Source organism: Micromonospora cremea (assembly GCF_900143515.1).
Lineage (GTDB): Bacteria > Actinomycetota > Actinomycetes > Mycobacteriales > Micromonosporaceae > Micromonospora > Micromonospora cremea.
The window spans coordinates 4,094,751-4,107,564 of sequence record NZ_FSQT01000002.1 but is presented as its reverse complement, the minus strand read 5'-3'; the positions used below and the strand labels follow the sequence as shown (position 1 = coordinate 4,107,564).

The following is a 12,814-nucleotide window of genomic DNA, read 5'->3' as shown; positions in this document are numbered from 1 at the left end:
CCTGCGCAGGCCCTCGTCACAGGTCCGGGCCGGAGCGACGGGCGCGGTTTGCGTCGGTTGCGCCCGGGAAGCCAGCGATCAAACAGGTACGGGGCGCACCTGTGCCGTGGTTGAGGGGAGAGCGACATGGCGGACCGGGAAAAGCTCCACGACCTGCGCCAGCAGGCCCACAATGCGGGCATCGAGGGCAACTCGAAGATGACCGAGGACCAACTCCGGCAGGCGCTACGCAAGGTTGGCAAGGGCGCCGAGCCGCAGATGGCCAAGCGGGAAGCCAAGGGCTGACTGTCGGCAGTGGCGCCAGCACCAGAACCAGGTGCTGGCGCCACTGCCGCGCCTGGCCCGGTGGCGCTGACGCGTTCCTGGCCCTCCGCCATCCTCGACAGGGAATCAGGTGGCCACCTTCCGCAGGGCCTGGGAGAGCGTTCCGAGGTCGAGGCCCGTGAGATGGTCGAGGAAGTGCCGGCGTACGGAGGCCAGGCTGGTGGGCCAGGCCTGTTGCAGGCGGGCGAGGCCGGCGTCGGTCAGGACGGCGTTCCAGCCGCGCCCGTCCTCTTCGCACCTGATCCGCTGAATGAGCCCCTGGCTCTCCAACCGGTGCACGACGCGACTCATGCCACTGACCGACATTCCGCAGACGGCGGCGAGTTCGCTCATCCGCAACCGCGAGTGGGGTGCCTCGGAGAGGTGCATCAGGGCGAGGTAGTCAATGAGGGGAAGCCGCTGCTCGCGGGCCATGTCGGCGTCGATGGCGCGCGGCAGGGCGTACATGATCCGATTGAGCACCCGAACGATGGCCTCTTCATCCGGATTGAGCGGTTGGCCCCACTCCGGGCCCCTTGTCGGGTTCGATGTGACGGTGACCATGCACCCACTGTACTTGCTTGACGAAGCAATCTTCTGACGTAATGTTGCTTCGCCGAGCAAGGACACCACTCAGGTGCCCCGTACAAGGAGGAACCGCAGATGACCAGGATCGGCATTATCATCGGCAGCACCCGCCCGGGACGGAACGGCGCGGCCGTCGCGCAGTGGGTGTACGACATCGCCAGGCAGCGCACGGACGTCGAGTTCGAGCTCGTGGACCTGCTCGACTACAAGCTGCCACACCTGGACGAGGTGTACCCGCCGTCGATGGGCCAGTACCAGCAGCCGCACACGCTGGAATGGGCCAGAAAGATCGCGTCGTTCGACGGCTTCGTGATGGTGACGCCGGAGTACAACCACTCGACGTCCGGCGCGCTGAAGAACGCGATCGACTTCCTCTACAGCGAGTGGAACAACAAGGCCGTCGGGTTCGTCAGCTACGGCTCGGTGGGCGGCGCCCGGGCGGTGGAGCACCTGCGGCTGATCTCAGCCGAGCTGCAACTGGCCGACGTGCGGTCCCAGGTGGCGCTCTCGCTCTTCACCGACTTCGAGAACTACAGCGTCTTCAAGCCCAACGACTTCCAGCGGGACGCGCTGAACGTCACCCTCGACCAGGTCGTGGCCTGGAGCCAGGCCCTCGCTCCCCTGCGAGCCGCGTAAGGCTCGACCGGACCGATCAACGCCACCCCCGTAAAAAATTGAAAGGAAACAGCACGGTGCGTGGGCTCAAGGACAAGGTCGCCCTGGTCGCCGGCGCGGCGCCGGGCAACATCGGTGGCGCGACCGCGATCCGTCTCGCCGAGGAGGGCATGCTGGTCGTCGCGGCGGATCTGAACCAGGCCGCCGCCCAGACCGTGGTCGACGACATCACGGCCGCCGGCGGAACGGCCGTGGCGCAGGGCTTCGACATCACCAACGAGGAGTCCTACCGGGACCTCATCACCTTCACCGTCGACCGGTTCGGCGGCCTCTACGGCCTGTTCAACGTGGCTGCGGATCTGTCGCCACGAAACATAGGCCGGGACAGCGACGTCACCTCGGTGCCGGTCGACGTCTGGAAGCACACCATCGACGTCACCCTCACCGGCTACATGTACGGCATCCGCTACGCCCTGCCGATCATGATGAAGAACGGCGGCGGGTCGATCGTCAACACCATGTCGAGCGCAGTGTGGCTGGGCGAGCCCGAACGCGTCGCCTACCAGGCGGCCAAGAGCGGGCTGATCGGCCTGACCCGGCACACCGCGACCCTCGGCGGCAGGCACGGCGTCCGTACCAACCTCGTGTCGCCGGGCGTGGTTCTCACCGGCGCGGCACTCGAGACCACCACTGAGGAGTTCCGCGGGCAGATGCTCGCGACGGTACGGTCGCCACGGCTGGGCAAACCGGAGGACCTCGCCGCCATGGTGGCGTTCCTCTTCTCCGACGACGGCGCCTACATCAACGGCCAGTCACTGCTCGTCGACGGCGGTGCCAGCTTCACCTGATCCGCACCGGGCGCGCGCTCGCACGCAATGCCCGCCCTCGCGTCGACGGGCCGGCCCTGCTCTCCTGCCGCATCGATTACGACGGTCAGAGCACTCATTCCTCGTGGTGCGGGTCGAGGCGCGCGCGAAGCGCCTCCGCGATCTTGCCCGCCGCGACGAGTTGATCCGGGGTGAGAGCGTCGACGAAGAGTTCCCGAATGGCGCGCAGGTGCGGAACCGTGGACCGCTGGAACGCCTCGGCTCCGGCCGGCGTGAGCAGCACCTCCGCCCCTCGGGGAACGGTGGGGCACTCCTGGCGGCGGATGAGCCCGCGCCGCTCCATGCGCCCGAGGTGGTGGGAGAGCCGGCTCCGCTCCCAGCCGATGTGTGCCGCGAGCTCGGAGGAGCGCATCTGCCTGTCCTGCGCCTCGGTGAGGGCGAGCAGCACCGCGTAGTCCCCCGGCGAGAGCTCGGACTCAGTCTGGAGGCGTGACGCGAGCTGGGACCTGAGGGCTTCGGTCGTCTCGATGAAGTCCCGCCAGATCTGTAGCTCCTCCGCGGTCGGCAGCTGGCGTCCTCTCCGCCGCTCGGGTGTGGCCCTTGTCATCTGCTACCCCTTGGTTGACGTGTCAATTGGCAGGTTAGCATCATTGACGTGTCAACCGCTCAGACCTCTGCTCCGCGGAGTCACCGGGCGGGACGACTTGAGGAGGAGACCATGACGGCTGAAGGCTTCGAACTGGGGCTCAACTCGTTCGGGGAGGTGGCCACCGATGGCGACCGGGTCCTGAGCGACGCCGAGACCGTGCGGCTGCTCGTCGACGAGGCGCGGCTCGCCGAGTCGGTCGGACTCGACGTGTTCAGCCTGGGTGAGCACTACCGGGAGGGTCACAACGACTCGGCCACCCCCGTGTTGCTCGCGGCGATCGCGACGGCGACCCGTCAGATCCGCCTCGGCACCTCGGTCACGGTGCTCAGCACGAATGATCCGGTACGGCTCTACCACGAGTTCTCCACCCTCGACGCGGTGTCCAACGGCAGGGCCCAGATGGTTCTCGGGCGGGCGTCGGCGACCGAGTCGTTTCCACTGTTCGGCTACGACCTGGCCGACTACGAGCGGTTGTTCGAGGAGAAGCTCGACCTCTTCGTACGGCTCCAGCGGGACGAACCGGTCACCTGGTCCGGTACCGTACGCACCCCACTGGTCAGGCAGCGGCTGCATCCGCGAATGCCGTCCGGTGGCATCCCGACGTGGATCGGCGTCGGCGGGAGCCCGAACTCGGTGCTCCGCGCGGCGCGCTACGGACTTCCGCTCATGATGGCGATCATCGGCGGGCGCCCGCAGCGGTTCGCCGGTCACGTCGATCTCTACCTCCGGGCGCTCGAACAGGCCGGGCATACTGTCCAGCCGATCGGGCAACACTCGCTGGGCCTCGTCGCGGACACCGACGAGGAGGCGGTGGAGACGTGGTGGCGGTACTGGCAGCCCGTCGTGGCAGCGCTCGCCGAGGAGCGCGGCTTCTACAAGCCGGACCGCGCGCGCTACGAGGCCGAGATCGACCACGGCGCGCTGTTCGTCGGGTCGCCGGAGACGGTCGCGCGGAAGATCGCCGCGGTGGCCCGCGATCTGCAGCTGAGCCGCTTCGACCTCAAATACGACATCATGCACCTGCCCCGCGAGGCACGCGCGCGCACCATCGAGCTGCTGGGCAGCGAGGTCGCGCCGCGGGTCCGGGAGCTGCTGGCGAAGGAGCCCACCAATGTCTGACCTCGAGTTCGGCCTCGACACCTTTGGCGACGTACCGGAGGACGACGCCGGGAAGCCCATCTCCTACGCGGCGGCGATCCGACAGGTCGTCGACGAGGCGGTGCTGGCCGACCAGCTCGGCGTCGACGTCATCGCCCTCGGCGAGCACCACCGGCCCGAATATTCCGTATCGACGCCGGAAACCGTGCTGGCCGGTATCGCCACCCGCACGTCGCGGATCCGGCTCGCCTCCGGGGTGACCGTGCTGAGCTCGGACGACCCGGTCCGGGTGTTCCAGCGCTTCGCGACCGTCGACGCGCTGTCGCACGGCCGGGCCGAGGTCATCCTCGGTCGCGGCTCGTTCACCGAGTCCTTCCCCCTGTTCGGCTACGACCTGCGCGACTACGACGTGCTGTTCGAGGAGAAGATCGAACTGTTCGTGAAGCTGCTGGACGAGCAGCCGGTCACCTGGAGCGGCACGAAGCGCGCTCCGCTGGAGAACGCGGACGTCTTCCCGAAGACCGAGTCTGGGCACCTCACCACCTGGGTGGGCGTCGGCGGCTCGCCGCAGTCGGTCGTGCGCACCGCCCAGTACGGCCTCCCGCTCATGCTCGCCATCATCGGCGGGGCTCCCGAACGCTTCGCGCCCTACATCGACCTCTACCGGCGGGCGGCCGAGCAGCTCGGCACGACCGCGCACCCGGTCGGGATGCACTCCCCCGGCTTCATCGCCGACACCGACGAGGAGGCGAAGGAGCTGTACTGGCCGCACTACCGGGTCATGCGGGACCGGATCGGCCGGCTGCGGGGCTGGCCGGCAATCCGTCGCCAGGAGTTCGACGCCGAGGTGGAGCACGGCTCGCTCTACATCGGCTCACCGGAGACCGTGGCCCGCCGCATCGCTCGGGCGATCCGCAGCGTCGGCGTGGGCCGCTTCGATCTCATCTACACGGCCGGAGCGCAGCCGGTCAGTGCCCGCATGCGCGCGGTGGAGCTGTACGGCACCAAGGTGATCCCCATGGTCCGTGACATTTTGGCCAGCTGACCCGTCCCCACGAACGCCGCATCGGCACCCCGGAAGGAAGACATGAACGGCAACGGCCGGAACAGGCCACAGACCATCGCTGTCCTCGGCGCCGGCAAGGTGGGCACCGTGCTCGCCCGGCTCGCCGTCGCCGCCGGCTATCGGGTGCTCGTCGCCGGCTCCGGCGACCCGGCGAAGATCGCCCTCACCGTCGAGGTGCTCACACCCGGAGCGGTCGCCACGACCGCGGTCGACGCCGCGGCCGCCGCCGACATCGTCATCCTCGCTCTCCCGCTGGGCAAGTACCGCAGCGTTCCCGCCGAGGCGTTGCGCGGCAAGCTCGTGATCGACGCGATGAACTACTGGTGGGAGGTCGACGGCATCCGCGACGACCTCACCAACCCGCGCACCTCGTCGAGCGAGACCGTCCGGGCCTTCCTGTCCGGCGCCCGCATCGTCAAGGCGTTCAACCACATGGGGTACCACGACCTTGAGGATGAGGCGCGACCGGCTGGAGCGGCCGGTCGCAAGGCCATCGCGATCGCTGGCGACGACGCCGCCGATCTCGCGGTGGCCGCGTCCCTCGTCGACGCGCTCGGCTTCGATCCGGTCGTTGCCGGTCCGCTCGCCGAGGGCGTCCGGCTCGAACCAGGCAGCGAGTTGTTCGGCGCCAACGTGAGCGCTGACGAGGTGCGGGCCATGCTCGACCGTTTTCCCGAGTCGGAGCGTGGACGGATCATTGCCGCTGCGCGATTCTCGACGTCCCAGGACGCGGCGTAGCGCGTCAGCAGCCGGCGCGCACGGCTTCCCGCGCCGCGCTCGCGAGCTGCTCGTCGTGCGGCCGGCCCAGCTCACGCGCGAGCTCGATGGTCCGGTCGAGCAGCGCCAGCGCCTCGTCACAGCGACCCGCCACACGGCACGTCTCGGCGTAGGCGTGCAGGCAGTCGATCTCCAACTGCATCTCGGCCAGCGGTTCCAGCAGCTCGAAGGCGCGCCGGTGGTGTTCGAGAGCCTCCTCGGGTGAACCCATGACCCGCAGCGCGACGCCGAGATAGTTGTGGCACCACGCCTGGTTGTGTTGGAGGTTGTTCTGCTCGGACAGCCGCAACGCGTCGTGCAGCGTCCGCAACGACTCGGCCGGGTCGTGCGATGCCAGCGCGACGCCGAGGGTGACCAGCCCGGTGATCTGGGCAGGCCCGTCGGCCAGGGCGACGGACGCCCGGGCGAGTTCGACGGCTTCGCCGTGCCGCCCGAGCTGAAGTGTCACCCATCCGTCGAAGGCCAGCGCCTGGGACTGCCCGGCGCGGCGCCCGATCTTCTCGAACAGCTCGCGCGCTCGCCGGAAGCGCAGTTGCGCCGCTTCGGGGTCGCCGAGATCCCGGCGGACGAGGCCGATGCGCAGCGCCAGACCAGCTGCGAGGTCGTCGTCGACCGGCCCGGACTGCTCGGCCAGTTCGTAGGCGGAGAGCGCCTCGGCGAGGCGTCCGGCGGCGGCACGGGCGAAGCCGAGGTCCGCCAGCAGCGAAGCCCGCTGCTGGTCGCGGCCGAGACGTGCCGCGGCGGCCGCGGCGGCTTCGAGCAGGCGTGCCTGGTCGTCGGTGCCCCGGTGCCGGAAGAACCACACCCGCATGGCCTGTGGCAGGTCGGCCACCACCTCGTCCATGCCGAGCCGCACGGCGGCGTCGAAACAGGCGACCAGGTTGACGTACTCGAGGTCGAACCAGGCCATGGCCTTCGCCGGATCGCCCGGCGAATGCTCTTTACGGTACGGCGAGGGCAGCGTCCGATCGTGGGCGACCGCCTGCGCCAGATAGTGCCTCAGGACCCGGCGCAGGGCGGCGTCAGCCTGCGGCTCCTCGTCGGCGGCGATGTCTGCCGCGTACTGCCGGATCAGGTCGTGCATCCGGTACCGCCCGGGCGCAAGCTCCTGGATCAGGTGGGCGTCGACCAGTTCCTCCAGCACCGCGCCGAACCGCTCGGGCGGCATGTCGGCGAGCGCGCCGGCCACCGCCGCGTCGAAGTCGGCGCCCGGCAGCACGCCCAGTAGCCGGAACATGCGGCGCTGGACGGCGTCGAGCTGCTGGAGCGACATGCCGAACACGGAGTCGAAGCGGTTTGTCGTGTCGCGCAGCCGCTCGGCCAGCACCGCCACCGTCCAGCCCGGGCGGTGGCGAAGCCGCGCGCCGGCCATCCGTAGCGCCAGCGGAAGCCCGCCGCACTGCCGCAGCACCTGGCCGACCGCTTCCTCCTCGCTGAGCGCGAGCCCGGCCGCCCGGCCGAACAGGTGCGCCGCGTCGCCGTCGGGCAGTGGCTCCAGGGACACCGGCGGCACCCCGTCCAGGCTGACCAGCCGGTGGCGGCTGGTGATCAGGACCGTCGACTTTCCCGCGCCGGGCAGCAGTGGGCGCACCTGCTCCGCGTCGACCGCGTTGTCGAGCACGACGAGCGCCCGCCGGCGGGACAGCTCCGACCGCCAGAGCGCCGCGCGTTCGGCGGCGCTGGCCGGCGGGTGCGTGACGTCCAACGCGCCCAGCAGCCGGCCCAGCGCGGCCTGCGGCTCCAGCGGCTCCTGGCCCGGGGTGAAGCCGTGCAGGTCGAGGTAGAGCCCGCCGTCCGGATAGGTAGGGGCGAGCCGATGGGCCACGTGCACGGCCAGGCTGGTCTTGCCCACGCCCGCCATGCCGTCGATCGCGACCGCGCCGGCGGTACGCAGCAGCTCCTCGACCAGTGCGGACTCCGCCTCCCGGCCGGTGAAGTCGAACAGGTCGGCCGGCAGGTCGTTGCGGCGCGGAACGGGTGCCGGGCCGGCCTTGGCCGCCTCGGCCCACACCGCGCGCAGTGGCCGGGGGTCGCGGCCCACGGCCCGGCACAGCGCCACGACGGTCTCCCACGGCGGCACCAGCCGACCGGTCAGGTACCGGGACATCGACGAGCTGCTCAGACCCGACTCGCGGGCAAGGGCGCGCAGGCTGAGCCCGCTCAGCTCCTTGATCCGGGCCAGCTGAGCCACCAGTTGCTCCTGGGGGCTGGACACCTGCAACACCGTACCGTCCCGGCCCGCGCGAGCGGATCGCCGATGCGTTTGCGCTGCTGGACAGGGGTCTCGCTGTCCCACCGTGTCCCACGGACCGCGCGTGCCCCGGCACCCCGATGGTCGGATGACTCCCGTCAGAGACACCGACGACGAAGGAGAAGCGATGTCGACCGAGCGCATGCCGAACCCAGCGGTTCTGCTCCCCGACGCGATGGAGGCCCTGATGGCCGTCACCAGGGCCGTCGCGGGCGCCGGGGTGGACGGCAAGCTGTTGGCGCTGAGCCATCTGCGGGCCAGCCAGATCAACGGCTGCGGCCCGTGTGTGGCCGGGGGCGCCCACCAGGCCCGCCAGCACGGTGCGACCGCCGACCAGGTCCATGCCGTCGCCGCCTGGCGGGAGACGCCCTGGTTCAGCGGCGAGGAGCGCGCCGCGCTGGCGCTGACCGAGGCCGTGACCCGGCTCGCCGACCAGTCGGACCCCGTGCCGGACCAGCTGTGGGACGTGGCCGCCAAGCACTTCGACCAGAAGGAGCTTGCCGCGCTGCTGCTCCACATCGCGATCACCAACGCCTTCAACCGGCTCAACGCGCCGACCCGCCAGCAGGCGGGCACGTGGTGACCGGTCCCTGACCAGGACCGACCCGCAACCACCCCACCGACCAGTACCGCCCGAAGCCACAGTCACCGGAAGGACCTCTGACATGTCGACCACGACGAAGACCACCACCACGAACGGCGAGCAGTACGACGGCTTCACCGAGGAGGAGCGCGGCGCGATGAAGGAGCGCGCCAAGGAGCTGAAGACGCGCGCCCGGCGGGGCGCCAAGGCCGAAACGGAGCCCGACGTGCTCGCGAAGATCGCCGAGATGCCGGAGTCCGACCGGGTGATCGCCGAGCGGTTGCACGCCTTGATCAAGGCCAACGCGCCGGTCCTCACCCCGAAGCTGTGGTACGGGATGCCCGCGTACGCCCGCGACGGCAAGGTGGTCTGCTTCTTCCAGAGCGCGGCGAAGTTCAAGACTCGGTACGCGACGCTCGGCTTCAGTGACCAGGCGAACCTCGACGAGGGCACCATGTGGTCGTGCTACTTCGCGCTGACCGAGCTGACGGCCGACGACGAGGCGCGGATCGGCGCGCTCGTGAAGCAGGCGGTGAGCTGAGACCGCGGTCGCTTCCCAGCGGGAGTTCGGACTCGCCTACGCCGACCTCCCGCTGAGCAGCACCCGCAGGAGACCCAACCGCTGTGACACACGTCACTCGGGGTGAACTTTCACCTGCCGGTCACGTCCGGAGCACCTGGATACCTCTCGAGTTCATCCAGGGAGAATGATGCGTTCAGTTCGCAAGTTATCGGCGCTGGCACTGGTGGTGCTGGGCGTCTCGGCGGTGGCTCCGGGTGGTGCGCCGGCATCGGCGCAGCCCCGGGCCGCGAAGCCGGCGACCACACCCACGGTCGCGTCCAAGCCCCGGACGGTCACCCTGCTCACCGGCGACACCGTCCACCTCAGCACCGTGGACGGCCAGACGGCTGTCGACGTCGTGCCGGGCAAGGGACGGGAACGGATCCCGTTCATCACCCACAGCGCCGGCGAGGACGTGCGGGTCATCCCCGCCGACGCCGTCGGCCTGCTCAACCGGGGCAAGCTCGACGAGCGGCTCTTCGACATCTCGACGCTGGTCCGCTTCGGTTACGACGACACCCGGGCCACCCTGCCGCTCATCGTCCAGCACGGCGGTGCCGCCCCCGCTGGCCTCACCGGCGCCCGGACCACCCGGGAGCTCTCCGGGGCGAGCGCTGTCGCGGAGAACCGCGCGGACGCGGTGTCCTTCTGGAACAACCTCACGTCCACCGAGGGTGGCACCGAGCGCAAACTGCGGGCCGGGTTCGAGAAGATCTGGCTCGACGGGCTGCGCCAGCCCAGCCTTGACGTCAGCGTCCCGATGACCGGCGCGCCGCAGGCCTGGCAGGCCGGCTGGACGGGTACGGGGGTGAAGGTCGGCGTGATCGACACCGGCATCGACCAGACCCACCCCGACCTGGCCGGTCACGTCGCCGCCGCGGAGAACTTCACCGCCGACCCGGACGCCCTCGACCGGGTTGGCCACGGCACCCACGTCGCCTCCACCATCGCCGGCAACGGAGCCGCCTCGCAGGGCCGCTACAAGGGCATGGCGCCCGGCGCGACCCTCTACAGCGCCAAGGTCTGCGTCGCAGAGGGCTGCCCGGAGTCGGCGATCCTGGCCGGCATGACCTGGGCGGCCCAGCAGGGCGTCAAGGTCGCCAACATGAGCCTCGGCGGCCCGGACAGCCCGGGGACCGACCCGATCGAGGCGGCCCTGACCGACCTCACTCACCGCTACGGCGTGCTCTTCGTCGTCGCCGCGGGCAACAACGGAATGGCCGGCGAGTCCACCGTGGATTCGCCCGGCTCCGTTGCTGAGGCGCTGACCGTGGGCGCCGTGACCAAGACGGGCGAGCTGGCCGAGTTCTCGGGACGGGGTCCGCGCGCGGGCGACGCCGGCATCAAGCCGGACGTCACCGCGCCCGGCGTCGGCATCGTCGCCGCCCGCAGCTCGATCTCCGACCTGTGGCCGAGCGACGAGAACCCGCAGTACGCCAGCCTCAACGGCACCTCGATGGCCACTCCGCACGTGGCCGGCGCGGCAGCGATCCTGACCCAGCAGCACCCGGACTGGACGCCTGAGCGGATCAAGTCCACGCTGATGGCGGCCGCCCAGCCGAACGCCGGCATCGGTGTCTACGAGCAGGGCGCGGGCTTCCTCGACGTCGCCCGGGCGATCCAGCAGACCGTCACGGCGAGCCCGGTCAGCGTCGCCTTCGAGCGGACCACCGCTGCGCAGCAGCGCACCGTCACGTACGCGAACAGCGGCTCGTCCGCGCTCACCCTGGCTGTCTCTCTCGCCGCGAAGGACGCCGACGGCGCCCCGGCACCGGCCGGCCTGTTCAGCCTCAGCGCCTCCTCGGTGACGGTCCCGGCCGGCGGCACGGCCACCGTGACGGTCACGGTGCAGGCCGGCACCGGCCTGCCCGACCGCTACTTCGGCGGTGAGGTGACCGCCACCGGCGACGGTACGCAGGTGCAGACCCCGGTCGCGCTCGACATCGCCCGCCACCAGCTGACCCTCAAGCTCGTCGGGCCGGACGGTGGCGCCCCCAGGGCGGACCAGGGCTGGGTGACCGTCCTGACCGACCTGGACCGGCAGACCCTCCTGGAGCTCGGCGACCCCACGGCCACCACGTACCGCGTCCGCGCGGGCCGCTACCTGGTCCAGACCTACATGGTGAGCAATGACCCGGGCTTCCCGACCATCACTTCGCTGGTGCGCCCGAGCCTCGACCTGACCACGGACCAGGCGCTCACCATGGACACCCGCCTGGCGAAGCCGATCGCGGTGTCGGTGCCGAACCCGGAGGCCACCGCGGTCTTCCAGGAGTCCGGCTGGACGATCCGGACCGAGGAGCCGCAGATCTGGGGCAGCAACGACCCGTTCGGCGTGCTGATGAACGTCCCCTTCGACCACGTGCGGACCGCGCAGATCGGGGCCGGCAAGACGCCCGGCTTCGTCTCCTACGTCAACGGGATGTGGGGCCAGGTGGCCCAGGACGGCAGCCTGCACAACAGCCCGTACGTCTACCGGGTCTACCTCTACGAGCCGCAGAAGATGATGACCGGGCTGAACCGCAAGCTGCGCGCGGGCGACTTCGCCACGGTCCGCTCCCAGGTCAGCGCGGACGTGGCCGACGTGCCGGTTGCGCGGCTCGCGCGCGCACACGCGCCCGGCAACTCGCCGGTCTACCGCACCGAGCGCGTAGGCCCGCCGAGCTTCACCTACGACGTGCCGAGCACCATCACCGAGTACTACAACCAGGACAAGAAGGCGGTGTGGCAGTCGACCTCGGGCCAGCCGGGGTACACGTACTACGAGTCGGCGTGGACCAGCTTCCGGCCCGGGCGCACGTACGACGTGAAGTGGGCCAACGCGGTGGCCGGCCCGGTCTTCCCGGAGCCGAACTTCGGCCAGCAGTTCGCCACCCGCTACTGGGGCGACACGATGGGCGGGCCGGGGCCGCTGCACGGTGACGGCGCCGGGCACATGGGCTTCCGGCACGTCGTCGGTGGCAGCGTGCAGGTGGACCTCTACCGCAACGGGGTCAAGATCGGCGACGCGAACCAGACGCCCTGGACGTGGGACGTGCCCGCCGAGAAGGGTGACTACCGGCTGGCAGCGACCTTCCGCAGCGACCCGGCCTTCAGCCTGTCCACCGTGGTCGACGCGGAGTGGACCTTCAAGTCCGCACACGTGAGCGACGGCGACCTGGTGAAGCTGCCGATGACGGCGATCCGGTACACCCCGGAGCTCGACATCGACAACCGGGCGCCGGCCAACCGGCTGTTCGCCATCCCGGTCTCGCTCGACCGTCAGGTCGGGGCGGCGCCGGGCCGAACCAGGACCCTGAGCGTCGAGGCGTCCTTCGACGAAGGCAAGACCTGGCGGCAGCTGCCCGTGCAGCGGTCGGGCGAGAAGGCGGTCGCCTGGGTGCGCAACCCGGCCGGCACCGGCTTCGTCTCGCTGCGCTCCGCTGCGACGGACACCAGCGGTAACACGGTCAAGCAGACCGTGATCCGCGCCTACCGGTACTGAGGCTGCCCCGG

12 protein-coding genes are annotated in these 12,814 nt (G+C 70.4%); 9 read left to right on the top strand and 3 right to left on the bottom strand.

Annotated features, from left to right (window positions below; all coding sequences use genetic code 11):
• Window positions 1-126: 126 nt before the first annotated feature.
• Entirely contained in the window at window positions 127-285 is a 159-nt protein-coding gene (locus BUS84_RS38450; RefSeq protein ID WP_159451099.1) for a hypothetical protein, read from the top strand.
• Between the two features lie 105 nt (window positions 286-390).
• Here the strand turns inward: BUS84_RS38450 and BUS84_RS32780 are convergent, their stop codons facing one another.
• Window positions 391-867, bottom strand: a complete 477-nt coding sequence (locus BUS84_RS32780; RefSeq protein WP_074318249.1) for a MarR family winged helix-turn-helix transcriptional regulator — start codon at window positions 865-867, stop codon at window positions 391-393.
• Between the two features lie 99 nt (window positions 868-966).
• On the opposite strand from BUS84_RS32780, the gene BUS84_RS32775 reads away from it, so the two are divergent.
• Complete coding sequence (locus BUS84_RS32775) at window positions 967-1,527, top strand: NADPH-dependent FMN reductase (protein WP_074318248.1); 561 nt, start codon at window positions 967-969, stop codon at window positions 1,525-1,527.
• 56 nt (window positions 1,528-1,583) lie between these two features.
• Window positions 1,584-2,354, top strand: coding sequence for an SDR family NAD(P)-dependent oxidoreductase (locus BUS84_RS32770; protein ID WP_074318247.1), 771 nt, complete (start codon window positions 1,584-1,586; stop codon window positions 2,352-2,354).
• A 94-nt stretch (window positions 2,355-2,448) separates the two neighbouring features.
• On the opposite strand, the gene BUS84_RS32765 is transcribed toward BUS84_RS32770, so the two are convergent.
• Window positions 2,449-2,940 (bottom strand): MarR family winged helix-turn-helix transcriptional regulator, encoded by a 492-nt coding sequence (locus BUS84_RS32765; RefSeq protein ID WP_074318246.1) that lies wholly within the window; start codon window positions 2,938-2,940, stop codon window positions 2,449-2,451.
• Between the two features lie 111 nt (window positions 2,941-3,051).
• Here BUS84_RS32765 and BUS84_RS32760 point away from each other — a divergent pair, with 111 nt between their 5' ends.
• From BUS84_RS32760 to BUS84_RS32750, 3 genes are read left to right on the top strand one after another with little or no spacing between them, the layout of a single operon-like run.
• On the top strand, window positions 3,052-4,101 hold the full coding sequence (locus BUS84_RS32760; protein WP_074318245.1) for an LLM class flavin-dependent oxidoreductase: 1,050 nt from the start codon (window positions 3,052-3,054) through the stop codon (window positions 4,099-4,101).
• Window positions 4,094-5,125 (top strand): LLM class flavin-dependent oxidoreductase, encoded by a 1,032-nt coding sequence (locus tag BUS84_RS32755; RefSeq protein ID WP_074318244.1) that lies wholly within the window; start codon window positions 4,094-4,096, stop codon window positions 5,123-5,125. Before BUS84_RS32760 ends, BUS84_RS32755 begins: the two co-directional genes overlap by 8 nt.
• Before the next feature lie 42 nt (window positions 5,126-5,167).
• A complete protein-coding gene (locus BUS84_RS32750; protein ID WP_074318243.1) occupies window positions 5,168-5,884 on the top strand; it encodes an NADPH-dependent F420 reductase in 717 nt (238 codons plus the stop codon).
• Window positions 5,885-5,888: 4 nt separating this feature from the next.
• Here BUS84_RS32750 and BUS84_RS32745 read toward each other — a convergent pair whose 3' ends face one another.
• The gene (locus tag BUS84_RS32745; protein ID WP_244298796.1) at window positions 5,889-8,138 is read right to left on the bottom strand and encodes an ATP-binding protein; all 2,250 of its coding nucleotides are present in this window, start codon (window positions 8,136-8,138) and stop codon (window positions 5,889-5,891) included.
• A gap of 163 nt (window positions 8,139-8,301) precedes the next feature.
• Between BUS84_RS32745 and BUS84_RS32740 the strand changes: the two genes are divergently transcribed.
• From BUS84_RS32740 to BUS84_RS32730, 3 genes are all read left to right on the top strand, one after another.
• The gene (locus BUS84_RS32740) at window positions 8,302-8,757 is read left to right on the top strand and encodes a carboxymuconolactone decarboxylase family protein (RefSeq protein WP_074318241.1); all 456 of its coding nucleotides are present in this window, start codon (window positions 8,302-8,304) and stop codon (window positions 8,755-8,757) included.
• A gap of 82 nt (window positions 8,758-8,839) precedes the next feature.
• Complete coding sequence (locus BUS84_RS32735; protein WP_074318240.1) at window positions 8,840-9,298, top strand: iron chaperone; 459 nt, start codon at window positions 8,840-8,842, stop codon at window positions 9,296-9,298.
• A 169-nt stretch (window positions 9,299-9,467) separates the two neighbouring features.
• Entirely contained in the window at window positions 9,468-12,803 is a 3,336-nt protein-coding gene (locus BUS84_RS32730) for a S8 family serine peptidase (protein WP_084757893.1), read from the top strand.
• Window positions 12,804-12,814 lie beyond the last annotated feature (11 nt).